The 23,629-nt window shown below is 62.1% G+C and carries 27 protein-coding genes; 16 read left to right on the top strand and 11 right to left on the bottom strand.

The genetic code is table 11. The features are described from left to right. Positions 1 to 36: 36 nt before the first annotated feature. Together AC04SI_RS12000 and AC04SI_RS11995 are read left to right on the top strand one after the other, a co-directional pair. Positions 37 to 1,251, top strand: coding sequence for an acyltransferase family protein (locus tag AC04SI_RS12000; protein ID WP_404277859.1), 1,215 nt, complete (start codon positions 37 to 39; stop codon positions 1,249 to 1,251). 95 nt (positions 1,252 to 1,346) lie between these two features. Continuing rightward, positions 1,347 to 2,405, top strand: coding sequence for a glycerophosphodiester phosphodiesterase family protein (locus AC04SI_RS11995; RefSeq protein ID WP_404277861.1), 1,059 nt, complete (start codon positions 1,347 to 1,349; stop codon positions 2,403 to 2,405). A gap of 218 nt (positions 2,406 to 2,623) precedes the next feature. Here the strand turns inward: AC04SI_RS11995 and AC04SI_RS11990 are convergent, their stop codons facing one another. Next, entirely contained in the window at positions 2,624 to 3,496 is an 873-nt protein-coding gene (locus AC04SI_RS11990) for an aldo/keto reductase family oxidoreductase (protein WP_404277863.1), read from the bottom strand. A gap of 94 nt (positions 3,497 to 3,590) precedes the next feature. On the opposite strand from AC04SI_RS11990, the gene AC04SI_RS11985 reads away from it, so the two are divergent. After that, positions 3,591 to 4,493: a LysR family transcriptional regulator gene (locus AC04SI_RS11985; RefSeq protein WP_404277865.1), complete on the top strand. Its 903-nt coding sequence runs from the start codon at positions 3,591 to 3,593 to the stop codon at positions 4,491 to 4,493. 61 nt (positions 4,494 to 4,554) lie between these two features. Here the strand turns inward: AC04SI_RS11985 and rpsI are convergent, their stop codons facing one another. The 5 genes from rpsI to AC04SI_RS11960 all read right to left on the bottom strand — a co-directional run bounded on the left by rpsI (position 4,555) and on the right by AC04SI_RS11960 (position 6,865). After that, positions 4,555 to 5,037 (bottom strand): 30S ribosomal protein S9, encoded by a 483-nt coding sequence (rpsI, locus tag AC04SI_RS11980; RefSeq protein WP_404277867.1) that lies wholly within the window; start codon positions 5,035 to 5,037, stop codon positions 4,555 to 4,557. 1 nt (position 5,038) lies between these two features. After that, complete coding sequence (rplM, locus tag AC04SI_RS11975; protein WP_006201860.1) at positions 5,039 to 5,503, bottom strand: 50S ribosomal protein L13; 465 nt, start codon at positions 5,501 to 5,503, stop codon at positions 5,039 to 5,041. A gap of 252 nt (positions 5,504 to 5,755) precedes the next feature. Continuing rightward, entirely contained in the window at positions 5,756 to 6,154 is a 399-nt protein-coding gene (locus tag AC04SI_RS11970) for a type II toxin-antitoxin system HicB family antitoxin (protein ID WP_192179027.1), read from the bottom strand. Between the two features lie 19 nt (positions 6,155 to 6,173). Then, positions 6,174 to 6,359 carry a type II toxin-antitoxin system HicA family toxin gene (locus AC04SI_RS11965; RefSeq protein WP_192179067.1) on the bottom strand — a complete coding sequence of 62 codons (186 nt, stop codon included), beginning with the start codon at positions 6,357 to 6,359 and terminating at the stop codon, positions 6,174 to 6,176. 50 nt (positions 6,360 to 6,409) lie between these two features. Then, positions 6,410 to 6,865: a PaaI family thioesterase gene (locus AC04SI_RS11960; protein WP_488474259.1), complete on the bottom strand. Its 456-nt coding sequence runs from the start codon at positions 6,863 to 6,865 to the stop codon at positions 6,410 to 6,412. Between the two features lie 174 nt (positions 6,866 to 7,039). On the opposite strand from AC04SI_RS11960, the gene AC04SI_RS11955 reads away from it, so the two are divergent. The 7 genes from AC04SI_RS11955 (at position 7,040) to AC04SI_RS11925 (ending at position 11,601) form a co-directional block, all read left to right on the top strand. Further along, complete coding sequence (locus AC04SI_RS11955; protein ID WP_404277874.1) at positions 7,040 to 7,861, top strand: enoyl-CoA hydratase; 822 nt, start codon at positions 7,040 to 7,042, stop codon at positions 7,859 to 7,861. Between the two features lies 1 nt (position 7,862). Continuing rightward, the gene (locus tag AC04SI_RS11950; RefSeq protein WP_404277876.1) at positions 7,863 to 8,096 is read left to right on the top strand and encodes a hypothetical protein; all 234 of its coding nucleotides are present in this window, start codon (positions 7,863 to 7,865) and stop codon (positions 8,094 to 8,096) included. Continuing rightward, entirely contained in the window at positions 8,097 to 8,519 is a 423-nt protein-coding gene (locus AC04SI_RS11945; RefSeq protein WP_404277878.1) for a VOC family protein, read from the top strand. 10 nt (positions 8,520 to 8,529) lie between these two features. Continuing rightward, the gene (locus AC04SI_RS11940) at positions 8,530 to 9,306 is read left to right on the top strand and encodes an AAA family ATPase (protein WP_404277880.1); all 777 of its coding nucleotides are present in this window, start codon (positions 8,530 to 8,532) and stop codon (positions 9,304 to 9,306) included. Beyond that, on the top strand, positions 9,303 to 9,824 hold the full coding sequence (locus AC04SI_RS11935) for a CoA-binding protein (RefSeq protein WP_404277882.1): 522 nt from the start codon (positions 9,303 to 9,305) through the stop codon (positions 9,822 to 9,824). The genes AC04SI_RS11940 and AC04SI_RS11935 overlap by 4 nt, the downstream gene beginning before the upstream one ends. A 141-nt stretch (positions 9,825 to 9,965) precedes the next feature. Beyond that, positions 9,966 to 11,246, top strand: a complete 1,281-nt coding sequence (locus AC04SI_RS11930) for an O-acetylhomoserine aminocarboxypropyltransferase (RefSeq protein WP_404277884.1) — start codon at positions 9,966 to 9,968, stop codon at positions 11,244 to 11,246. Between the two features lie 4 nt (positions 11,247 to 11,250). Continuing rightward, positions 11,251 to 11,601: a cupin domain-containing protein gene (locus AC04SI_RS11925; RefSeq protein WP_404277886.1), complete on the top strand. Its 351-nt coding sequence runs from the start codon at positions 11,251 to 11,253 to the stop codon at positions 11,599 to 11,601. A gap of 15 nt (positions 11,602 to 11,616) precedes the next feature. Here AC04SI_RS11925 and AC04SI_RS11920 read toward each other — a convergent pair whose 3' ends face one another. Together AC04SI_RS11920 and AC04SI_RS11915 are read right to left on the bottom strand one after the other, a co-directional pair. Next, on the bottom strand, positions 11,617 to 12,324 hold the full coding sequence (locus tag AC04SI_RS11920; protein WP_488474258.1) for a transporter substrate-binding domain-containing protein: 708 nt from the start codon (positions 12,322 to 12,324) through the stop codon (positions 11,617 to 11,619). A gap of 28 nt (positions 12,325 to 12,352) precedes the next feature. Further along, positions 12,353 to 13,600 (bottom strand): cytochrome P450, encoded by a 1,248-nt coding sequence (locus AC04SI_RS11915; protein ID WP_404277890.1) that lies wholly within the window; start codon positions 13,598 to 13,600, stop codon positions 12,353 to 12,355. A 105-nt stretch (positions 13,601 to 13,705) separates the two neighbouring features. Here AC04SI_RS11915 and AC04SI_RS11910 point away from each other — a divergent pair, with 105 nt between their 5' ends. Next, a complete protein-coding gene (locus tag AC04SI_RS11910; protein WP_404277892.1) occupies positions 13,706 to 14,809 on the top strand; it encodes an NAD(P)/FAD-dependent oxidoreductase in 1,104 nt (367 codons plus the stop codon). A gap of 29 nt (positions 14,810 to 14,838) precedes the next feature. Here AC04SI_RS11910 and AC04SI_RS11905 read toward each other — a convergent pair whose 3' ends face one another. Continuing rightward, positions 14,839 to 16,245 (bottom strand): pyridoxal phosphate-dependent decarboxylase family protein, encoded by a 1,407-nt coding sequence (locus AC04SI_RS11905; protein WP_488474257.1) that lies wholly within the window; start codon positions 16,243 to 16,245, stop codon positions 14,839 to 14,841. Between the two features lie 75 nt (positions 16,246 to 16,320). Further along, a complete protein-coding gene (locus AC04SI_RS11900) occupies positions 16,321 to 16,914 on the bottom strand; it encodes a hypothetical protein (RefSeq protein ID WP_488474256.1) in 594 nt (197 codons plus the stop codon). Between the two features lie 297 nt (positions 16,915 to 17,211). On the opposite strand from AC04SI_RS11900, the gene clpP reads away from it, so the two are divergent. The 4 genes from clpP (at position 17,212) to lon (ending at position 23,092) form a co-directional block, all read left to right on the top strand. Beyond that, entirely contained in the window at positions 17,212 to 17,841 is a 630-nt protein-coding gene (gene clpP / locus AC04SI_RS11895; RefSeq protein WP_192179015.1) for an ATP-dependent Clp endopeptidase proteolytic subunit ClpP, read from the top strand. Between the two features lie 297 nt (positions 17,842 to 18,138). Then, the gene (gene clpX / locus AC04SI_RS11890) at positions 18,139 to 19,413 is read left to right on the top strand and encodes an ATP-dependent Clp protease ATP-binding subunit ClpX (protein WP_120015555.1); all 1,275 of its coding nucleotides are present in this window, start codon (positions 18,139 to 18,141) and stop codon (positions 19,411 to 19,413) included. Positions 19,414 to 19,580: 167 nt separating this feature from the next. Continuing rightward, complete coding sequence (locus AC04SI_RS11885) at positions 19,581 to 20,375, top strand: hypothetical protein (protein ID WP_404277901.1); 795 nt, start codon at positions 19,581 to 19,583, stop codon at positions 20,373 to 20,375. Positions 20,376 to 20,680: 305 nt separating this feature from the next. Beyond that, the gene (gene lon, locus AC04SI_RS11880; RefSeq protein WP_404277903.1) at positions 20,681 to 23,092 is read left to right on the top strand and encodes an endopeptidase La; all 2,412 of its coding nucleotides are present in this window, start codon (positions 20,681 to 20,683) and stop codon (positions 23,090 to 23,092) included. Positions 23,093 to 23,098: 6 nt separating this feature from the next. Here the strand turns inward: lon and AC04SI_RS11875 are convergent, their stop codons facing one another. After that, positions 23,099 to 23,299 carry a hypothetical protein gene (locus AC04SI_RS11875; RefSeq protein WP_404277906.1) on the bottom strand — a complete coding sequence of 67 codons (201 nt, stop codon included), beginning with the start codon at positions 23,297 to 23,299 and terminating at the stop codon, positions 23,099 to 23,101. Here AC04SI_RS11875 and AC04SI_RS11870 point away from each other — a divergent pair. Further along, positions 23,292 to 23,564, top strand: coding sequence for an HU family DNA-binding protein (locus AC04SI_RS11870; RefSeq protein WP_015318196.1), 273 nt, complete (start codon positions 23,292 to 23,294; stop codon positions 23,562 to 23,564). The two genes, AC04SI_RS11875 and AC04SI_RS11870, sit on opposite strands and share 8 nt — an antisense overlap. Positions 23,565 to 23,629 lie beyond the last annotated feature (65 nt).

The raw sequence follows: 23,629 nt of genomic DNA, 5'->3' as shown, positions 1-23,629 counted from the left end.
CGCTGAGTGCCATGGCAGCACAGGATTTGTATCATCATGACGCAGGCCGCTTTGCTCAACCTTGCACCCGCTCCGGCAGCGACCCGGGCCGGCACGAAAGCGGGCGAGCGCTTCCTGGTGCTCGATTCCTGGCGCGGCATCTGCGCGCTGCTGGTGGCGCTGTTCCATTTCCCGACCAGCTCGATGATTTCGCAAAGCGCCTTCGTCGGCGGCTCCTATCTTTTCGTCGATTTCTTCTTTGTGCTGTCGGGCTTCGTCATCGCCAGCTCCTACGCCGACCGGCTGAACGAGCCGGACGAGGTCGCGCGCTTTGCGCTGGTGCGTTTCGGCCGCCTCTATCCGCTGCATCTTGTGATGCTCCTGGGCTTCGCCGCTTTCGAGATGCTGCGGCTGCTGCTGCCGCAATTGCGCGGCACGGGCGCCGCACCTTTCACCGGCGGCTTCGACATCAAAAGCCTGGTGACGAATCTCTTCCTGCTGCAAGGCATGGGCCTCGAGGATCATCTCTCCTGGAACGCGCCGAGCTGGAGCATCTCGGCCGAGTTCTTCACCTATCTCATGTTTGCCGGCGTTGTCTTCGTCGCAGGCCGGCGTGCCTGGATCTGGTTCGTCGCCGCCGCGCTCACCGCGCCTTTGTTCCTGCTTGCCTTCTCCAACAGGCATATAGACGTATCCTTCGATTTCGGCTTCATCCGCTGCCTTTACGGCTTTTCGCTTGGCGCGCTGCTGGCATGGTTTCAGCACGATTCCATTGCAGAGGCGCGACAGTCGCTGGCCGGCGGCCGTGCCCGGATGGCCTGGACATTGGCCGAGATCATAATGATTGCGGTGATCGGCCTCTTCGTCTCGCTGGCGGGAAGCAATGACGCTGGGATCGCGGCGCCCTTCGTGTTTGCGCTGGCGCTCTTTCTCTTTGCCCATGAAGGTGGGCTGGTCAGCGCCTTGCTACGCAGCCGGCCGATGCTGGTGCTGGGCGCGTTCTCCTACTCCATCTACATGGTCCACATCTTCGTGCAGGCGCGCATGATCAATGTCGCCGGACTGGTCGAGCGCAAGCTTGGTCTTGGGCTGGTCGGTGATATCACCGTACGAGGCGAGGCCGCGACCGGCTTCGGCGCCGCCTCGCCATGGTTTGGTTTCGCGGCAATCCTGGCGATGCTCGTTGCGGTCGTCGTTGCCTCTTGGGTTTCATGGCGTTTCGTGGAAATGCCGGCTCTGGCCTGGTTCCGCCGGCTCGCAAAGCGTATCTGAGGCGCTGCCGCGGCCGATCCGCTAGCCGGCTTCGTTCACCGGCCTGTCATGGGCATCGCCTATCCGGGGTCCGATCCGGAACGGAGCGATTCTCGATGCGAACGATCTGGCAGAGCCTTCTGTTTGCCGCAGGACTTGCCGCCTCTATTGGCCACGCCTCGGCCAGCGAAACCCGCGCCAGGCAGATCCTCGACCGCTTCGAGCACGCCAACCAGTGGCGCGACCATGTGCTGGTGGCGGCGCACCGGGCCGGCAGCATGCAGGCCGGCAAGACGCTTTACCCGGAAAATTCGATCGCCGCCGTGGAAGGCTCGATCGCCATGGGCGCCGAGATCGTCGAGGTCGACATAAGGCGTTCGAAGGACGGCGAATTCGTCGTCATGCATGACAGCTGGCTCGACCGCACGACGAATTGTAAGGGCGAGGCGGCCAACTACACCGTCGCGGAACTCAAGCGCTGCAGGCTCGTCATCGAAGGCACTGGCGCGGTCACCAATGAGACGGTCTCGACATTGCGCGAAATGCTGACGGTGACCAGGGACAAGATCCTGATCAACCTCGACAACAAGCTCGATGTTCAGGCTCTGCCGGGCATGATCGCGGTCGCCCGCGATCTCGGCATGGCCGATCAGGTCATCGTCAAGGAGAACCTTTGGAACCAGCAACGGATAGACAGCGTCAAGACGGCCCTGGCTCGGACCGGCGGCGGCTTCCAGTTCATGCCGATCATCGCCGACGACGCCGTGCATGACGCAGCCTTCGCCGAACAGGTCGGCAAGGCTTTTTCGCCCGGTGCGATCGAGCTCATCAACTGGCGGGCAGGGGCCGAGACTCTGACCGAGACTGGCGGTCCGTTGTTCAGCACCCGCATGCGCGCCGTGTCGGTGCGGGGTGGCTGGCACATCTGGGCCAACACCTACGCCATCGTCAACAAGCCGGGCGGTTTTCTCTCCGGTGGCCGTGGCGACGAGCTGGCGGTGCAGGCCAGCCTGCCAGCCGAGACCTACGGCTTCTGGGCCGAGCGCGGCGCCACCATCATCCAGACCGACGAGCCAAAGGCGGCGATCGGTTGGCTGGCGGCGAATGGTTTTCGCGTGCCCTATGCCGATGACGCAAGGCCGGCTGAGCCCGCCAACACGGCGAGCATCAACTAGAAACTAGACGCTGGCGCCACCCCACCCGGCGCTGCGCCGACCTCCCCCTCGAGGGGAGGTAGGGCGCCGCACCTTACATTCGGCCCATCGTTCCATCACCACTCGCCTGGTAAGGCCATGCAGCGGCGGGGAAACTGCCGCGACTTCCTACCTCCCCTTGATGGGAGGTCGCGCCGCAGGCGCGGGTGGGGTGACGGCCCAGCCCTCGAAGGTTGCTTTCAGGCGGCCATCGCCACGCCGTCCAATTCTCTGAGCGCATCCGCCGGCAGTGCGAGTTCGGCTGCAGCGAGGTTCTCCCGCAAATGCGCGACGGACGATGTGCCGGGGATCAGCAAGATGTTGGGTGCGCGGCGCAGCAGCCAGGCGAGCGCAACCTGCATCGGCGTGGCACCGAGGCGCGCCGCGACGTCCGACAAGGTCGACGACTGCAGCGGGTTGAAGCCTCCGAGCGGGAAGAACGGCACATAGGCGATGCCTTCGCGGCCAAGGTTGTCGATCAGGGCGTCGTCGCCGCGATGCGCCAGATTGTACTGGTTCTGCACGCAGACGATCTCGGCGATCCGGCGTCCTTGCGCGATCTGCGCCGACGTCACGTTGCTCAGTCCGATGTGCCTCACCAGGCCCTGCCGCTGCAACTCGGCCAGCACGGTTAGCGGCGCCTCGATCGAACCTTCGGCGGGGCCGTGGTTGTCGAACATGACCCTGAGGTTGACCACGTCCAGCACGTCGAGCCCGAGATTGTTGAGATTGTCGTGCACCGCCTGGGTCAGAGCTTCCGGCGAGAACGCCGGCAGCCATGATCCGTCAGCGCCGCGGCGGGCTCCTATCTTGGTGACGATGACGAGGTCGTCGGGGTAGGGCGCCAGCGCTTCGCGGATCAGCAGGTTGGTGACGTGCGGACCGTAGAAGTCGCTGGTGTCGATGTGGTCGACGCCGGATGCGACGGCTTCGCGCAGCACGGCCAGTGCCGCGTCGCGATCCCTGGGCGGGCCGAAGACGCCGGGGCCGGCGAGTTGCATGGCGCCATAGCCAAGCCGTTTCACGGAGTGGTCGCCGAGAGCAAATCTACCGGACTGGTCGATGCGGGACATGATCTATCTCCTTTTCAAGCAAAGCAGAGATAGGCGTTGGTCCGTGCCACGATAATCCGGTACAATCCGCACGGCTTGTGCAGGAATGCGAACAGTGAATGTCGACCTGGGTGATCTCCATGCCTTCCTGGCGGTCGCGCATGCCGGTGGTTTTCGCGAGGGTGCGCGTGCCAGCGGCGGCAGCGCATCGGGCCTGAGCGAGGCGGTCCGCCGCCTGGAGGCGCAACTCGGCGTCAGATTGTTCAATCGCACGACGCGCAGCGTCGCCTTGACCGACGCCGGTGCCGGTTTGCTGGCGCGGCTCGGCCCAGCCCTGAACGAGGTCGAGGCGGCACTCGATGTGGTGAACGGATTTCGCGATCGGCCGGCCGGCACGTTGCGCCTCAACGTACCGGTCAGCGCGGCGCGCCTAGTGCTGCCCGCAATCGTCCCGCAATTTCTCGCCGCCTATCCCGGCATCCGGCTGGAGGTGATCGCCGAAGAGGGCTTTGTCGACGTGCTGGCCGCCGGCTGCGACGCCGGCATCCGCTATGACGAGCGGCTGGAGCAGGACATGATCGCGGTGCCGATCGGACCGCGCGTGCAGCGCTTCGCTGCAGCCGCCAGCCGTTCCTATCTCGACCGCCATGGGAGACCAGAACATCCAGGCGACCTGCTCGGCCATGCTTGCCTGCGCGGTCGTTTCGCCAGCGGCGCGATGCCGCCTTGGGAGTTCGAGCGCGACGGCGAGATGGTGCGGGTCGATCCAACCGGGCCGCTTCTCGTGACCCTGGGCGGGGCTGCCGATCTCGCCGTCGATGCAGCCATCGCCGGCACCGGCATTGTCTGCCTCTTCGAGGACTGGCTTCGCCCTTACTTCGACAGCGGCGTGCTCGAACCGGTCCTCGAACCCTGGTGGCAGAGTTTTTCGGGACCGTTCCTCTACTATCCCGGCCGGCGCCTTGTCCCGGCGCCGTTGCGGGCGTTCATAGACTTCGTCAAGGACGGCGGGGCCTAAGGCACGCCAAAAGAAAAGGCCGCCCGGAGGCGGCCTTTGGATCGTCCAGACTTCGTAGCGCTTAGCGCTTCGAGAACTGGAACGAGCGGCGGGCTTTCGCCTTGCCGTACTTCTTGCGCTCGACGACGCGGCTGTCGCGGGTCAGGAAGCCGCCCTTCTTGAGCACGGAGCGCAGCGTCGGCTCGTAGTAGGTCAGCGCCTTGGAGATGCCGTGGCGCACGGCGCCGGCCTGGCCGGACAGACCGCCGCCGACAACGGTGGCGACGATGTCGTACTGGCCGGCGCGGTTGGCCGCGATGATCGGCTGGTTGAGGATCATCTGCAGGACCGGACGCGCGAAATAGGTCGCGAATTCCTTGTCGTTGACGACGATCTTGCCCGAACCCGGCTTCACCCAGACACGCGCGATGGCGTTCTTGCGCTTGCCGGTGGCATAGGCGCGGCCCGACTTGTCGAGCTTCTGGACATGGACGGGTGCAGCCGGCTGCGTATTGAGATTGCCGGTAGCCGTTCCGAGTTCTGCGAGCGAGGAAAGCTCAGCCATCTTACGAAGCCTTCTTGTTCTTGGCGTTCAGCGCGCCGACGTCGAGGGTGACGGGCTGCTGGGCGACATGCGGATGTTCCGTGCCTGCATAGACGCGGAGATTCTTCATCTGGCGACGGCCGAGCGGGCCACGCGGGATCATGCGTTCGACGGCCTTCTCGACGACACGCTCGGGGAAACGGCCCTCGAGCAGCTGGCGCGCGGTGCGCTCCTTGATGCCGCCGGGGTGGCCGGTGTGCCAGTAATAGACCTTGTCGGTGAACTTCTTGCCGGTGAACACCACCTTGTCGGCATTGATGACGATGACGTTGTCGCCGTCGTCGACATGCGGGGTGAAGGTGGGCTTGTGCTTGCCGCGCAGATGGTTGGCGATGACAGTGGCGAGGCGGCCGACGACGAGACCTTCGGCGTCGATCAGCACCCACTTCTTCACCACATCCGCAGGCTTCTGCGAAAAGGTTGGCATGGATTTATCGCTTTCGGTTTTGACCTTCCCCAAATGACAAGGAAAGGCGTTTCTTGTTGCTTGGATTGGTGACAGGCACTCGCCTGCCGCCAATAACAAAACGGCGGCCTTTGCGGGCCGCTGCTTCGTGTGGGCTTATAGGGGAGGGTCCTGTGCACGTCAAGGCGCATGAAAAGCGCGTCGACGCGCAAAATGTAGCAAAAACAATCGGTTGGTAAAAAGGTATTATTTTACCACATCGAAACGATCCTGCTAATGCTTTGCCTCAATTTCCTTGCGGGCCGCGCTGGACAGAAATGCAGATCGGGTTATGCCCCGTTCGCGCGCCGCGGCATCGATCGCTCGCAGAACGCCCCGCTCGAAAGTGACGTTTGCCCTGACCACGGCGCTGTCATTGTCGATCAGCGGCACCGAGACCAGATAGCCGCCTTCAGCGAGCGCACTGCGGATATCTGGAAGTGCAAGGACCGCTTCGTGGCTCGACGGCTCGGGAACGGGCATATCTTCCGCCCATAATTGCAGGGCCTCAACGGCATTCGGAACGATATCTTCTGCTTCGTCCGCAGCCGAAAAGCAGCCAGGAATGTCGGGAAAGCGGATGCCGAATGCGCTGTCGGGGTCTTTATCGACCAATGCGAAATAGTTTTTCATAATGGGTCTCCGGAGCGCTTCATCTTAGCCAGCCTGCCTGCTTGGCGATCGCGCGAGCGGTGCCAGTTGGCAGATCCTTCTCGGGATGGGGGACAATCAGCACGATCGCGCCCTTGCGGAATTTGTGATGCGAGCCGCGCACGGAAATCAGCTCGAAACCTTCATCCTTGAGACGCTTCACGATCTTACGGCTGTCACGTTCCAGCAAAGGTCACCTATGCGTATATATATACACATCAAATAAAAATTCAATTGTCAGGACGACGCCCGCTTCGGCGGGATCGAATAGGTGCCCGTGGCATGTGCCACCGTCTGTCCGTCTGGTCCGGCGACGATATCGATGTCGAACACCATCAGGCTTTTGCCGAGCTTCAGGATGCGGCAGTGGCCGTCGATCGGCCCGGCCTCGGCCTTGCGGAAAAAATTGATGTTGAGGTTGGTGGTCACCGAAAGGGCATCCGGCCCCGCATGCGAGAGCACGCAGACATAGCCGCCAATGTCGGCCAGCGTGAACAGCGACGGGCCCGACACGGTGCCGCCGGGGCGCAGATGCCGCGCGTCGGCATTGAGGCGCACCGTGCAGCCGCCGGGAAACACCTCGAGCGCCTGGTAGAAGGCAAACTGGTCGTTGAGTTGCGGGTAGACGGTTCCCATCAGCGCGTTGACTTCCGCCGCCGTCAGCACCGGTTTGAGATTGTCTTGGGCGGGCATTGGCGGTTTCCTACATGGAGCCGGTATGGGCTCAGCAACTGGTCCAATAGTCGGGGTCGAGAAAACACGCCTCGCAGCTTTTCTTCAATCGGCAGCGTGCTAGTTCTTTTGTTCCATGGCTCGCGAATCCACAGAGCGGACAAACAGAGCGGGCACACAGAGAGGATTGGACCCATGGCCGAAATCGTCGCCATCAAGCCGGTCGTCGCCGAAGGTCCGGTTGTCTCACAACAGGACAAGGGCGTGCTGCGGCTGACGCTCGCCAGCCCGCCGGCCAATGCCTTGTCGCTTGCGGTTATGGCGGCTTTGGCGGCCGAACTCGATCGCGCAAAGGCCGACAAATCCGTCCGCGTCATCATCCTGGCCGCGGCCGGAAAGGTATTCTGCGCCGGGCACGATCTCAAGGAACTGACCTTGCATCGCGCCGATGCCGACAAGGGCAAGGCGTTCTTCGAACAGACCTTCACCGCTTGCGCGGCGCTGATGCAGACGATCGTGCGCCACCCGAGGCCCGTCATCGCCGAGGTAGACGGCCTGGCCACCGCTGCCGGCCTGCAGCTGGTCGCCAGCTGCGACCTCGCCATCGCCTCGCATGAGGCGACCTTCTGCACGCCCGGCGTCAACATCGGCCTGTTCTGCTCGACGCCGATGGTGGCGCTGTCGCGCAACGTCTCGCGCAAGCATGCCATGGAAATGCTTCTGACCGGCGAGACAATCGATGCGGCGACGGCCAAGGAGTTCGGCCTCGTCAACCGCATCGTGCCGCGCGAATATCTGTATCAGATTGTCACCAAATACGCGCAAACCATTGCTTCCAAATCATCTTTGGTGGTCAAGACCGGTAAGGAAGCCTTCTACGCACAGGCCGAGATGGGATTGGCGGACGCCTATGCCCATACCGGCCGCGTCATGGTGGAGAACATGCTGGCGCGCGACGCCGAGGAAGGCATCGGCGCCTTCATCGGTAAGCGCAAACCGGAATGGAAAGAGGACTAGGATGGCTCGGATTGGTATTTTTGTTCCCGGGACGCTTAAGCGCATGAGCCTCCACGATCCGATCGACGCAACTTATTTTGCGTACGAAATGGACGGTCGCCGGCTGCTGCAAATAAATACGTCAGGCCGGAAAGATCGAGAGATTCCCGACAAAGTGAGCCAATCCATGCAGCTTGATCAGGACTCTGCGGCACAGCTTTTCTCAATCCTCAAAAGTCACTTTGGCTTCAAATAAATGGAACCGCGCATCTCCATCATCACCATCGCCACCGACGATCTCGACCGCGCCGCACGCTTTTACGAGGCGATGGGGCTCAAGCGCCATGCCGGAATCACCGATGGCGTCGCCTTCTTCCAGATGGGCGGCGCCATTCTCGGCCTGTTCCCACGCGCCAGCGCCGAGGAGGATTCGGGCGTCACCTTCGCCGGGGCACCGTCGGCGGTCTACCTTGCCTACAACACCCGCTCCGACGCCGAGGTCGACGAGGTGCTTGCCATGGTCGAGAAGGCCGGCGGCCGTATCGTCAAGCCGGCAGGCCGCGCCTTCTGGGGCGGCTGGTACGGCTATTTCGCCGATGCCGACGGGCATGTCTGGGAAGTGGCACACAATCCGGCCTTTCCGATCGCGGAAGACGGCTCGATTTCCCTGCCGGCCTGACCGCATCCGCATGGCGCCTCGCAAGCAACTGACGCGGCTGAAGGCGCCCTACCTCAAGCGCACCGTGCTCGAACCGGCACGGGTAGCGGACTGGGAAAAATACCCGTGGAACCTACCGATCTTCCGTGAGCGCGAATTCCAGCTCGAATTCACCACGCCGATCACCATCATCGTCGGCGAGAACGGCACTGGCAAATCGACGCTGCTGGAGGCAATCGGCGCGCTGGCCGGTTACGACGAGGCCGGCGGCGGCAAGGGCTACAGGCCGGTCGATCATACCGCCGCTATCGACAAGAGTGGCGCGGCGCTTGCCGACACGCTACGCGGCCACTGGCTGCCCAAGGTCACCGCCGGCTGGTTCTTTCGCGCCGAATCCTTTTACTCCGTGGCCCGCTACCTCGACCAGGCGGCGCTGGACTCTGGTGGGGCGCCACCGGATTTCCTGTCGTGGTCGCATGGCGAGGGCTTTATCCGCTTCTTCGAGGAGCGCTGCCGCCGGCAAGGCATCTACATCCTCGACGAGCCCGAAAGCGCGCTTTCGCCGACGCGGCAGATCGAACTGCTCAAGCTGCTCAGGCGGATGGACCGATCAGGCACGGCGCAGGTGCTCATGGCGACGCATTCGCCGCTGCTGATGGCCTGTCCCGGCGCGCGTCTCTTCCGCATTAGCCGCTTCGGGCTCGATCCGGTCGATTTTCAGGATACCGACCATTTCCGCATGATGCGCAATTTCTGCAACGATCCGGATGGTTTTCTCACCGAGGCGTTGTATGAGGACGAGGCATGAACCACGACAGCTACGACAATGCCTACATCGGCGGCATCCTCAATTCGGTGAAGACCATCGCCATGGTCGGCGCGTCGCCCAACGACGTGCGGCCAAGCTTTTTCGTGCTGAAATACCTTTTAGCCAAGGGGTTCTCGGTGTTCCCGATCAATCCGGGACATGCCGGCAAGGAGATCCTCGGCCGGACGGTCTATGCAAGGCTCGCCGATCTCCCTGAACCCATCGACATGGTCGACATCTTTCGCGGTTCAGCGGCCGTGCCTGGCGTTATCGAAGAGGTGTTGCGGCTCGACCCCTTGCCGAAAGTCCTCTGGATGCAGCTTGGCGTGCGCCATGACGAGGCCGCCGCGCGCGCCGAGGCCGCCGGCATGAAAGTGGTGATGAACCGCTGCCCCAAGATCGAATACGGCAAGCTGTCCGGCGAGATCGGCTGGACCGGCGTCAACTCGGGCGTGCTGTCGTCGAAGAAGCCGCTGATGCGCCAGGGATTCCAGAGTTTTGGCGTTCGCCAGAAGTAGAAGCAAAATTATTCCGTAGGCACATTTTCTCGCTCACCGGGCGCCGATCGCTCGCCGAAAGGCATTTTCTTCTTTGCATTCGCAAGCGCGCTTCGCCAAGAATGCCCGGCGATTTTGAGAGATTTCAAAGGGAGGTTTTAGATGACCCGTACGCCCGGTTTCAACACGCTCGCCGTTCATGCCGGCGCCAAGCCTGATCCGGCGACGGGGGCACGGGCGACCCCGATCTACCAGACCACCTCCTATGTCTTCGACGATGCCGATCATGCCGCCTCGCTGTTCGGGCTGAAGGCGTTCGGCAATATCTACACCCGCATCATGAACCCGACGCAGGCGGTGCTCGAGGAACGCGTCGCAGCACTCGAGGGCGGCACAGCGGGGCTTGCGGTCGCATCGGGTCATGCCGCGCAGATCCTGGTGTTTCACAACCTCATGCAGCCGGGCGACAATTTCGTCGCCGCGACAAGGCTTTACGGCGGCTCGATCAACCAGTTCGGTCATGCTTTCAAGAATTACGGCTGGCAGGTGCGTTGGGCCGACACGGACGACGTCTCGACCTTCGAGAGCCAGATCGACGACAGGACCAAGGCGATCTTCATCGAGAGCCTGGCCAATCCGGGCGGCGTCTTCGTCGACATCGAGAAGATCGGCGACATCGCCCGCAAGCACGGCCTGCCGCTGATCGTCGACAACACGCTGGCGTCGCCCTATCTGGTGCGGCCGATCGAGCATGGCGCCGACATCATCGTCCATTCGCTGACCAAGTTCATCGGCGGCCACGGCAATTCGATCGGCGGCGCCATCGTCGACGGCGGCACCTTCGACTGGTCGAAGTCGGGCAAATATCCGATGCTGTCGGAGCCACGCCCCGAATATGGCGGCATCATCCTGCACGAGACCTTCGGCAATTTCGCCTTCGCCATCGCCGCGCGCGTGCTCGGCCTGCGCGACATCGGTCCGGCGATCTCGCCTTTCAACGCCTTCCTGATCCTGACCGGGCTGGAAACCCTGCCGCTGCGCATGCAGCGCCACTGCGACAACGCCGTGACGGTTGCCGGCTGGCTCTCCAACCACCCCAAGGTCGCCTGGGTGAACTATCCTGGCCTGCCCAGCGACAAGAACAACGCCCTGCAGAAGAAGTACTCGCCGCTCGGCGCCGGTGCCGTCTTCACCTTCGGTCTCAAGGGCGGCTATGCGGCGGGCGTCAAATTCGTCGAGGCGCTCGAACTGTTCTCGCACCTTGCCAACGTCGGCGACACCAAATCGCTGGTCATCCACCCGGCCTCGACCACGCATCGCCAGCTTTCCGACGAGCAGAAGGTCAAGGCGGGCGCCGGGCCCGACACGGTCAGGCTTTCTATCGGCATCGAGGATGTCAACGACATCGTCGCCGATTTGGAACAGGCGCTGGACAAGGTCTGAGATCATGACCACGCCGAACTTTCTGTCCGTCGATATCGACAGCGTCGAGCCGGAAGCCGGTGCGCCGGCGCCGGATCGTCTGATCTCGGGCGATCCGAAATTCCGCACCTGGAACGTCGAGGAGCGCGACGGCGATCTCTATGCCGGCATCTGGGAATCGACGCCGGGCAAATGGCGCATCGTCTATGACGAGTGGGAGTTCTGCCACATCCTGTCGGGCATTTCCGTCATCGCCGAGGAGGGTGGCGAAGAGCGCACTGTCAGGGCCGGCGACAGCTTCGTGCTCCGGCCCGGTTTCAAGGGTAGCTGGGAAGTGCTCGAAACCACCCGCAAGGAGTATGTGATCAAGCTTTGACGGCCTGTCGGCGGATCAGAGCAGGCGGTCGATATCGCTGCCGGAAAATCCGTATTCGCCCATCATCTCCCGATGCCATGTGCTTCCCAGCAGGTGGCCAAGACAGGAATCGATGCGTTGAAGCCGCGCCGCATTGCCCTTGGCCAGCGCGAAAGCGCCGGCCGCCGGTTGCTTTTCCTCTGCCGGAACGTTGATGACCGCGAGATCTGCCTCGGGGTGCCTGCCCAGATAGCCGCGATGCGCCATGGCGACGCTGGCATAGGCATGCACCGCACCGGCCGCAACGGCGTCAGCCGCTTCGGCCTGCGTGGCGAAGATCCTGATGCGCTCGGACGGAACATTGTTTTGCAGGGCTGTCTGATGCTGGACCTGGCCTGAGATGACGCCAATCAGGGCCGACGGGTCCCGGGCGACAGACCTGTAACCGTCGAACGCGTGCGGATTGCTTTTCGCCACCAGCAGCCCGTCCTGCAGGACCCAGATCGGCCGCGAGAAATCGACGAGTTTTTTGCGTTCGTCCGAAATGAACAGTCCCGTGGTCATGTCCCACCGGCCCGAGGCGAGCCCGGGAAGCAGCTCGGCGAACTCTGTCTCGATAGGTGAAAAGCTCTCCAGTTCCAACAGCTGGCAAACCTTGTCGGCGAGCATGGCGTCGCAGCCCCCCAGAACCGCCGATGCGTCGGTGAAGCAGAAGGGCGGCTCCTGCAGGAACGCGAATCTCATTGTCTCAATCATCTGGTCCTGTCGCTGGTCAGAAAGCCACCGCGAGCCTTTCCAGCCCATGGAAATGAAAGGTGTCGCGGAAGCGCGGCTCATCCGCAAGGTGGAGCCGGGGCTGTCGTTCGAACAAGGTCTTCAGCGACACCTGCAATTCCAGCCTCGCCAGAGGCGCGCCGATGCAGAAATGGATGCCGGCGCCGAACGAGACGTTCTTCTGGTCCCCGCGTCCGGGCCGGAAAGCGCCAGGTTCGGCAAAGGCCAGGGGATCGTGATTGGCCATGCCGAGCAGCAGCGCGATCTTGTCGCCAGGCTTGAGCAAGATCCCGGGCCCGGCCTCGATCTCCTCATAGGCATAGCGCAGGAACATATGCAGCGGCGCGTCGAAGCGCAGGCATTCCTCCACCGTTGCCGCAGTCGCGTCCGGCGTGGTGAAGAAGCGGCTGGGGTCACCGCCTTGCGCCAGGATCGAACGCACGGCATTGCCGGTCTGGTGCACGGTCGCCTCATGGCCGGCATTGAGCAGCAGGATGGCCGAGGACACCAGTTCGTCCTCCGACAGTTTTTGGCCGTCCTCCTGCGCCGCGATCAGCAGCGACAACAGGTCGTCGCCCGGCTGCTTACGTCGCTCGGCGACATAGCCGCGCAAAAAGTCGGAAAAGTCGCGCGCGGCGCGATTGGCTGTCTCCTCGGTCTCACGCGTGCGGCCATGCATGTACATGGCAACCATCTGGTGCGACCAGTCGAGCAGCTGCGGCCCCATCTCGACCGGCACGCCGAGCATTTCGGCAATGATGGTGATCGGCAGGGGCGAAGCGAAGGACGGCAGCAGGTCGACTCCATCAGGCTCGAACCGGTCGATCAACTCGTTGGCTAAAGCCTCGACGCGCGGCCGGAGCCGCTCGACCTGGCGCGAGACGAAGGCGCGGTTGACCAGCGTCCTGAGCCTGGTGTGCACCGGCGGCTCGAGCTCCAGCATCGAATTCGCCTCGATGCCGTCGAAGGCGCGGAGATGCGAGCGGTCAGCACCGACGCCGCGGCTGTCGGGAATGCCGGCCGGGTTCTGGCGGCCGAAGAGGCGGTCGCGCAGCAGGCGGTTGACGTCGTCGAAGCCGCCAAAGCACCAGAAGCCGTAATCCTCCCAGAAGAAGGCACTCGATGCGCCATGCAGGAAGGCATAGGTCTCGTATGGGTTCTGGAAGAACGCCGGTTCATGCGGATCGAGCTGCAGGCGGCGGCTGGCTGGATCAAACGCGAGATAGGAAGGCATCAATTCGGTCATGCCAGATGATTAGCGCGCCTTGCCTGCCCGCTGCCAGACCGTATGTTGGCGCCTGGCAACCCAATGTATTGCGCCAGAAGAAGCGGCTGCGGAAGGATGGTTTCGATGAACGTGATTGTGGTCGGTGCGGGCATTGCCGGGCTTTCGACGGCATGGTCGCTGGTCAAGGCCGGCCACAGCGTCTCGATCGTCGAGCAGGGGCCGATCCCCAATCCGCTCGCCGCGTCAGGCGACCATCACCGCGTCATACGTCGCGCCTACCGTGCCGGAACCGGCTATGGCCGATTGATCACCGAAGCCTATGAGGCCTGGGACGAGATGTGGGCCGATCTCGGCGAAATCCATCTCGATCCCAGGGGTTTCCTCTGCATCTCGCGCGAGCCGGGCGACGAGGCCGCGGAATACCGCGAAGGTCTGGAGGAGGGGAGTTTTCCGTTCGCATTGTTCGAGCCTGACGCTGCGGTCGAGCGCTGGCCGTTCCTCGAGCCCAAATCGTTCCGCTACGCCTATTTCTCGACGGAAGGCGGCGCCCTGCATTGCCGCAGGATCGCCTCGGGTCTCGCGGCATGGCTGCGCGCCAACGGCGCCAACATCTATGAACACAGCAAGGTGACGGAGGTCGACGCCGAGGCCGGCCGCATCGTGCTGGCCTCTGGCGAGACCATGCAGGCCGACCGCATCGTTGTCGCGGCCGGCGCCTGGGTGTTGAAACTGTTTCCGGAACTCGGCGGCGAACTGAAGACTTTTCGCACCGCGCTCGCCTATGTCGAACCGCCGGCGGATCTGAAAGCGACCTGGGAGGCGGCCCCCGTCGTCCTCGACGTTGGCGGCACCACCGACGGCTATATTATCCCGATCTCGCGTGGCGCCGGCATGAAATTCGGCTCCGGCCTGCATAGGGTGCCGACCAGCGACGCCGACTGGAACCGCGAGCCGGTGCCGGGCGAGGGGGAGGCGATCCGCAACCTGTTCTCGCCGCCCATCGCCCGCATCGAAGAGTACAAGGTGACCGAGGTCGTCACCTGCGCTTACACCTTCACCGCCGACGAGAAGTTTCTGGCGCATGAGAAGGGCAAATGCCTGATCGTCTCGGCCTGCTCCGGCCATGGCTACAAATTCGGTGCGGCGGTCGGCCGGCGCGTGGCGGCGGCAGTCGGCGACGGCGACATTGCCGGCCTGAAGAATTGGCTGCGGGCTGAGGTGGCTTGAACCGCACCAGGTCGAAAACGCATAGCGGCTCAGCGATTGAGTTCGTCGGCGGCGGCAACGACTTCGGACACAATCGCCCGCACGTCTTCTGATTTCGTCCGGTGATTGACGAAACACGCCCGCAGCGCGAAATGGCCATTGATCGTCGCATTCGACAGATACACCCGGCCGCGTGCGTTGACACGTCGCAAGATCGCTTCGTTATCTTTCGAAAGGTGACGGAAACAGACCGCGCTGAGTGGCACGGGCGCAAGCAATTCCAGCTCCGGATGCGACGCGATTGTCTGCGCAAGCATCTGAGCATGATGGAGATCGCGCGCGATGGCTTCGCGGAAAGCACGGCGCCCGTGATACTGCAGCGACATCCAGAGCTTCAATGCGCGGAACCGTCGCGAAAGCTCGATCGACTCCTCGAAAAAAGCAAATGCCTCCTCAGGAGCTTGGCTGAAAATCTTCACATAGTCCCCACTGTGCGAAAAGGCTTCGCGCGCAATGTTCCGATCTCGATAGAGGAGACAGCCGCAATCGAGTGGCTGATACAGCCATTTATGCGCATCGAGCGACAGCGAATCCGCCAAGGACAATCCCTGGAATTTTTCCGGCACCGCCAAGGCTGCCAGTCCTCCATAGGCGCCATCGACATGTAGCCACAGGTCTTCCTTGTGGGCGATGTCCGCAATTTCGCTGAGCGGATCGATCGCGCCGGTGGCGACCGCACCGACAGTGGCCACGATGGCGATGGGGGTGTTTCCCGACTTCCGGTCGTCGGCAATGGCGGCCTCGAGCGCGTCCATCCGCATCCTGAGTTCGCCGTCGACAGGAATCAGCCGAAGGTTCTTTCTGCCGATGCCCAGCAGCGCGACAGCCTTCGGAATGGACATGTGCACTTGCGCGGACGCATAGATCACGCAGGGCCGCATACCCGTTTCGTTGGCTGGAAGCTTGGCTTCACGCGCCATCGCCAGTGCCATGAGGTTGGCCGCCGACCCGCCGCCGCACAGGCTGCCTGCGAATCCGTCGCAGCCGACCGCTTGTGCCAACCATCCGATGACGGCGCGCTCTATCGATGTCGCAGCCGGCGCTGACCGCCATGACGTGACATTCTGATTGAGTACCGCAGCGAACAATTCTCCCAGCGCCCCAACAGGTTCGCCTGACCCGACCACGTAGCCGAAGAACCTGCCAGTGGAAGGTCGCGCATGCGAGGCGATCATCTTGAAATCCCGCAGGACGTCGCGGCCCCGCCCTTCCTCCGGCCATGACTGCGAGAAGAGTTCGGCGGTTTGTTTTCCGCTGGTTGATGGATATGCCGGGAGTCCCTCAAGGGAACTCCAATAGCTTTTGGCAAGCCCCAGCGCTTCTTCCGCCAAGTCTGATAGTTCTTGATTGGAAATTTCCAGTTCGCGCATGCAGCTCAACCGAAGTTCCGCTGCCATGCAGGCTATCCTCCTGGTTGAAGTCCAGCAATCCGGATTCTCGAATGCCTACCGTGATGCATGCGAGGTCACAATCTAATCCAGGCAGTGCTTTGCAATATGCACGCGCCGCCACTTGGTGGAGCCTTCTCGCACCAGCACCCGGCGCGCTACCTTCTGGTATGAAGGTGCAACCTCGGTGATGCGGCGTCGTTCCGGTCGCACCAGTACTTCTCGGGCGACACTTTCATATTCAGCCGGAAGGACCACGCGCCGCGTGCGCTCGGGCTCGACGACCACCGTTTCGGCAACGCGCGCATATCGCGCCTTGCGCCAGACCTTGCACAGCACCTTGCGGCCGTGGATGACGCGCCACTCCCAGGCATAGCCGCCATCGTCGACCTTGACCGTGTGGTAGATGGTACGCGTGAGGGCCGGCACGACTTCATAGGTGACGCGAGGCGGCGCGATCAGCTCCACACTCTCGCGCGTGCCGTAGATTGGCGGATCGTAGTCGACCAGCTGCCCGCCAGGGCTCACCATCACGTCCTCATAGACGGTGTCGTAGAGGGCCGGCCTGTGCTCTGGTTCATAACATTCAAGCGCGCGGCCGCCGGCCGCGGTTTCGGACGCGGTGGCAAGGATTGCAAGGCTGGCAACGGCGAGCGATGCAAGACTTTTCCGGATCATGACACTCCCCCTTCGCGAACTCTTGGTACAGTTCAACGCAGAAGTGTAGCGCAAGGCGCATCGCGAGGAAGTGTTTTTGCCGCGTTTCGTTAAGCGGCGCGGTTAAGGAATTGCTACCGGCGGCCGGCCGCAATTCCTTGCGCTCAACGCTTGATTCGACTTAACCAGATGGCTAGGAGGGGCGGCCTTGCGCTAGGGTGAGCCGGCATCCTATTTACAACGTAACCGTCAAGAACCGATTCTGCCCGACTTGCTCATCTCCCGGCGCCGGAATCCCATCTCCAAAAAGGGATAGTCATGAAGAACCCCGTCGAAACCTACATGAACCTCGTTCCGATGGTGGTCGAACAGACCAATCGCGGCGAGCGGGCCTACGACATTTTCTCGCGCCTGCTGAAAGAGCGCATCATCTTCATCACCGGTCCGGTGGAGGACGGCATGGCGACGCTGGTTTGTGCACAGCTTTTGTTCCTCGAGGCCGAGAACCCGAAGAAGGAAATCAACCTCTACATCAATTCGCCGGGCGGTGTCGTCACCTCGGGCATGGCGATCTACGACACCATGCAATTCATCAAGCCGGCGGTGTCGACGCTGTGCATCGGTCAGGCCGCCTCGATGGGCTCGCTGCTGCTTTGCGCCGGCCAAAAGGACATGCGCTTTGCCACGCCGAACGCCCGCATCATGGTTCACCAGCCTTCCGGCGGCTTCCAGGGCCAGGCGTCCGACATCGAGCGCCATGCCCAGGACATCATCAAGCTGAAGCGCCGTCTCAACGAGGTCTATGTCAAGCACACCGGCAAGAGCTACGATGAGATCGAAAAGACGCTCGACCGCGACCATTTCATGACCGCCGACGAGGCCAAGGATTTCGGCCTCATCGACAAGGTGATTTCGACGCGCGAACCGGTCGAAGGTGTTGCCGCATAAGCCCGCAATGGCAGCTGGATGGCGGGGATAACGCGCTTTTGGTACGCTTTGCGGCATTTCGGCCACAATTGGCTGTTCCCTCGACGGTTGGGATTGCCTACGTTAAGGCTATGTTGATTTTCGACGGCTTAGCTTTGCGTGGGGTTTGTGCGAATCATTGCGACGTTTTCTGATTTGTGTTTCGTTCGGAATACGTTGTGTGAGTTGGGACACTGGCGGCGGCGAATTCCCGCGATAGATTGAATTATGCGCCCTTTCAGCCAGACCATCGGCGGGCGGCCATGAAAGGACTGGAAAATGAGCAAGGTCGGCAGCAACGGCGGCGATTCCAAGAACACGCTCTATTGCTCGTTTTGCGGCAAAAGCCAGCACGAAGTGCGCAAGCTGATCGCCGGTCCGACGGTCTTCATCTGCGACGAGTGCGTCGAACTCTGCATGGACATCATCCGCGAGGAGAACAAGACCTCGATGGTGAAGTCGCGCGAAGGCGTGCCGACACCGCAGGAGATACTCAAGGTCCTCGACGACTACGTCATCGGCCAGCCCTACGCCAAGCGCGTGCTGTCGGTGGCCGTCCACAACCATTACAAGCGCCTCGCGCATGCCGGCAAGAACAACGACGTCGAGCTGGCCAAGTCCAACATCCTTTTGATCGGCCCGACCGGTTGCGGCAAGACGCTGCTGGCGCAGACGCTCGCCCGCATTATCGACGTTCCCTTCACCATGGCCGACGCCACGACGCTGACCGAGGCCGGTTACGTCGGTGAGGACGTCGAGAACATCATCCTGAAGCTGCTGCAGTCGGCCGACTACAATGTCGAGCGCGCCCAGCGCGGCATCGTCTACATCGACGAGATCGACAAGATCTCGCGCAAGTCCGACAACCCCTCGATCACCCGCGACGTGTCGGGCGAGGGCGTGCAGCAGGCGCTGCTGAAGATCATGGAAGGCACCGTCGCTTCGGTGCCGCCGCAGGGCGGCCGGAAGCATCCGCAGCAGGAATTCCTGCAGGTCGACACCGCCAACATCCTGTTCATCTGCGGCGGCGCCTTCGCCGGGCTGGACAAGATCATTTCGGATCGCGGCAGAAAAACCTCGATCGGCTTCGGCGCCATCGTCGCTTCGCCCGAGGATCGCCGCACCGGCGACGTTTTCCGCCTGGTCGAGCCCGAGGATCTGCTGAAGTTCGGTCTCATTCCCGAGTTTGTCGGCCGTCTGCCGGTCCTGGCGACGCTGGAAGACCTCGACGAGCCGGCACTGATCCAGATCCTGACCGAGCCGAAGAATGCGCTGGTCAAGCAGTATCAGCGCCTGTTCGAGATGGAGAATGTCGACCTGACCTTCCACGAGAACGCGCTGTCGGCGATCGCCAAGCGCGCCATCGAGCGCAAGACCGGCGCGCGCGGCCTGCGCTCGATCATGGAAGCGATCCTGCTCGACACCATGTTCGAGCTGCCGGCTCTGGAAGGCGTGCGCGAAGTGGTTATTTCGGAAGAGGTGGTGTCCGGCAACGCCCGGCCGCTCTACATCTATTCCGAGCAGAAGGAAAAGAAGGGCAACGTCAGCGCGTAGCCTCTTCGACGACCAACTGTTTTTGATTTGGACGGCGCCTGTGGGCGCCGTTTCTTATTGAAAATTGCAAGGGCTGGCGCGTGCAACGTTGGGTCGCATTTGAAGCCGGAAATTTGCGAGATATTATCCCGGCGTCGCTAAGCTCTCGGCGGCAGGGGGGCTTGCGGATGGTGTCGGGAATCCTTGACGTTAGGCCGGTTACGGACGACGACGCGTCGTCGACGACCGCAGCGCAGGTCAGGGCCCAGGCTGAAGCGCGGGGTGGCTCGCCCGATGATATGGCCCTGCGCGCGGCATCCTATTACGAACTCTACAGAAGCGCCGGTCGCAGCTTCCCCTTTGCGATAATCGCTTCGCATGGAGCCTTATGGGCGTACTGGTATCTCAAGCTGGCCGATGTCGCGGCGAGAGTCCTTGCGGTGATTGATGTCACCTCGATTTTGTCCCATGCGGAACGTGTCGCCTCCTACGACAGGTTCGTCGACAAGTTTCGTGAAATCAATCGCGTAGTGTTCATAGAGACCTGGGTTGCGTTGCATTTGTTGCGGCTTGATCGAGACCATCCGCATCTGGTCGATCGCATGCCGGAGCCGCTCCGGCATGCAATCGCCGATGCGCAGAACCTGGGTCGCGAGCCGAATGATGAAGACAAGCGCCGCCTCTTTGAAGACTATTTCAGGTGGGAGCAGGTCGTTGTCGTGGGGCCAATGGTTCAGGCTGCAGTCGATGAATTTCATTGGGAATTGGCGAGATGGTTCTGCCGCCGTCCCTGGGTATGGTTCTCTTATTTCCGGGTTGGCAAGGCGCTGGTATTCCGGGATTTTACGGATGCGGAAGAACGCACGCAAAAGGGTCTTGCGGCATTCGATTGGGCAGCGCGCAAGGGCTGGGGAAAGATCGAGTCCAATCTCCTGCGCAATCCGCTCTTTCCGGGGCCCGTGCAGGTACCAGTGGTTGATTGATGACGCGAGGTTGCCCGTCTGGACTGGATTTTTCTGACCGCGCCGCAACGCCGCCTTGATGTTGCGCCCTTTTTGTTGCGGATGGGCCGCCTTGCAACGAACGAACGGATCGCAATACGGAGGAACCGGCGGTGTTAACCCTTGATCTTTGTCCCTTGTGCATCCAACTAACAACAGAAGGCCGCGGTGCCAAATTCTGTGCTGTAAAACTCCCGTCACAAACGGTGGTAGGCGGAACGACCGCCGGTCGCTAATATGAGATTCGCGGTTGGCCGTTTGGTGGCCGCGACATGAAAGGTTGGACAATGGCCAAATTATCAAAGGCTCCCAGCGACGGCGTCTTCGCAGTCCTCCCGCTGCGCGACATCGTGGTGTTCCCGCACATGATCGTTCCGCTCTTCGTCGGGCGCGAAAAGTCGATCAAGGCGCTGGAAGAGGTGATGGGTCAGGAAAAGCAGATCCTGCTGGCGACCCAGATGAATGCCGCAGACGACGATCCCGAGCCCGATGCCATCTTCGATATCGGCACGCTCGCCAACGTGCTGCAACTGCTGAAACTTCCCGATGGTACCGTGAAGGTGCTGGTCGAGGGCGCTTCGCGCGCAAAGATCGTGTCGTTCACAGACCGTCCCGACTTCCATGAGGCCCGTGCTTCGGCGCTGGTCGAGCCGGAAGAGGAAGAGGTCGAGATCGAGGCGCTGGCGCGTTCGGTCGTCACCGACTTCGAGAATTACGTCAAGCTGAACAAGAAGATCTCGCCCGAAGTGGTTGGCGCCGCCAGCCAGATCGACGATTATTCCAAGCTCGCCGACACGGTCGCCTCGCATCTCGCCATCAAGATCCCCGAGAAGCAGGAGATGCTGGCCACGCTTTCCGTCAAGGAGCGGCTGGAAAAGGCGATGGGCTTCATGGAAGCCGAGATCTCCGTCCTGCAGGTGGAGAAGCGCATCCGCTCGCGCGTCAAGCGCCAGATGGAGAAGACCCAGCGCGAGTACTACCTCAACGAGCAGATGAAGGCGATCCAGAAGGAGCTCGGCGAAGGCGAGGACGGCCGCGACGAGGCCGCCGAGATCGAGGCGCGCATCAAGAAGACCAAGCTCTCCAAGGAGGCCCGCGAGAAGGCGGAAGCTGAACTGAAGAAGCTGAGGACGATGTCGCCGATGTCGGCTGAATCGACCGTCGTGCGCAACTATCTCGACTGGATCCTGTCGATCCCGTGGGGCAAGAACTCCAAGGTCAGGCATGACCTGGCTTTCGCGCAGAACGTGCTCGACACCGACCATTTCGGCCTCGACAAGGTCAAGGACCGCATCGTCGAGTATCTCGCCGTGCAGAGCCGCCAGAAGAAGCTGAAGGGGCCGATCCTATGCCTCGTCGGCCCTCCCGGCGTCGGCAAGACCTCGCTCGGCAAGTCGATCGCCAAGGCGACCGGCCGCGAGTTCATCCGCATGGCGCTGGGCGGCGTGCGCGACGAGGCCGAGATCCGTGGTCACCGGCGCACCTATATCGGCTCGATGCCCGGCAAGGTCATCCAGTCGATGAAGAAGGCCAAGAAGTCCAACCCGCTCTTCCTGCTCGATGAGATCGACAAGATGGGCCAGGATTTCCGCGGCGATCCGTCGTCGGCCTTGCTCGAAGTGCTCGATCCCGAGCAGAACTCGACGTTCATGGACCATTACCTCGAGGTCGAATACGACCTGTCGAGCGTGATGTTCGTGACGACGGCGAATACGCTGAACATCCCTGCGCCCTTGATGGACCGCATGGAGATCATCCGTATCGCCGGCTATACCGAGGACGAGAAGATCGAGATCGCCAAGCGGCACCTGATGCCGAAGGTGATCCGCGATCACGCGCTGCAGCCGAAGGAATTCTCCGTCGGCGAGGACGCGATCCGCGGCATCATCCAGACCTACACCCGCGAAGCGGGCGTCAGGAGCCTGGAGCGCGAGCTGATGAAGCTCGGACGCAAGGCGGTGACCGAGATCCTGAAGACGAAGAAGAAGACGGTGAAGATCACGGCGGACAATCTCGCCGACTATCTCGGTGTTCCCCGCTTCCGCTTCGGCCAGGTTGAGGCCGACGATCAGGTTGGTGTCGTCACCGGTCTTGCCTGGACGGAAGTCGGCGGCGAGCTGCTGACTGTCGAAGGCGTCATGATGCCCGGCAAGGGCCGCATGACGGTGACCGGCAATTTACGCGACGTGATGAAGGAATCGATCTCGGCGGCGGCCTCCTATGTCCGCTCGCGGGCCATCGATTTCGGCATTGAGCCGCCGCTGTTCGACAAGCGCGACATCCACGTCCACGTGCCGGAGGGCGCAACCCCGAAGGACGGGCCGTCGGCCGGCGTGGCGATGGCGACCGCGATCATATCTGTCCTGACCGGCATTCCGATCAAGGCCGATGTCGCGATGACCGGCGAGATCACGCTGCGCGGCAGGGTGCTGCCGATCGGTGGTCTGAAGGAGAAGCTGCTGGCCGCGCTGCGCGGCGGCATCAAGAAGGTGCTGATCCCGGAAGACAACGCCAAGGACCTGGCGGAGATTCCGGACAATGTGAAGAACGGCATGGAAATCATTCCGGTCTCACGCGTCGGCGAGGTGCTGCGTCATGCGCTGGTGCGCATGCCGGAGCCGATCGAGTGGGTCGAACCGGTCAACCCGCCGGCCGCCGCCGATACGACGGACGATGCCGGAAAGTCGCTTGCACATTAGTTTTAGCTAAAGTTGCAGCGCACAAAACGAAAGCCGGGCCTCGCGCCCGGCTTTTTCATGTGAAAAACCCCGGAATTCCGGGCTTTTTTCGACCGCTTGCTGCTTTTTCGACTTGGTTGCAGGAACGCTTCTTTCTAAAGTCCCTTTCCTGCCGGATGAGTCGAGTGTTCTTCCGGTTTTCTCATGGAAGGAAATTTTGATGAACAAGAACGAACTGGTGTCCGCTGTCGCCGACGCTGCGAGCATTTCGAAGGGTGACGCACAGTCTGCCGTCGATGCGGTGTTTTCCGTGATCAGTGGCGAACTGAAGAAGGGCGGCGATGTCCGGCTTGTCGGCTTCGGAAATTTCACCGTGTCAAAACGCGCTGCATCGACCGGCCGCAACCCGCAGACCGGCGCTGAAGTGAAGATTCCGGCGCGCACCGTGCCGAAGTTTTCGGCCGGCAAGGGCCTCAAGGACGCGGTCAACTAAGACCTTTTTCTTTAGAGATCAGAAAAGCCGGGCTTGCCCGGCTTTTCTTTTGCCTCCGATTGGGG

The sequence above is a fragment of the Mesorhizobium sp. CNPSo 4689 genome, from assembly GCF_057784325.1.
The sequence above is the reverse complement of the archived record's forward strand: the minus strand, read 5'-3'. Positions and strand labels throughout refer to the sequence as shown.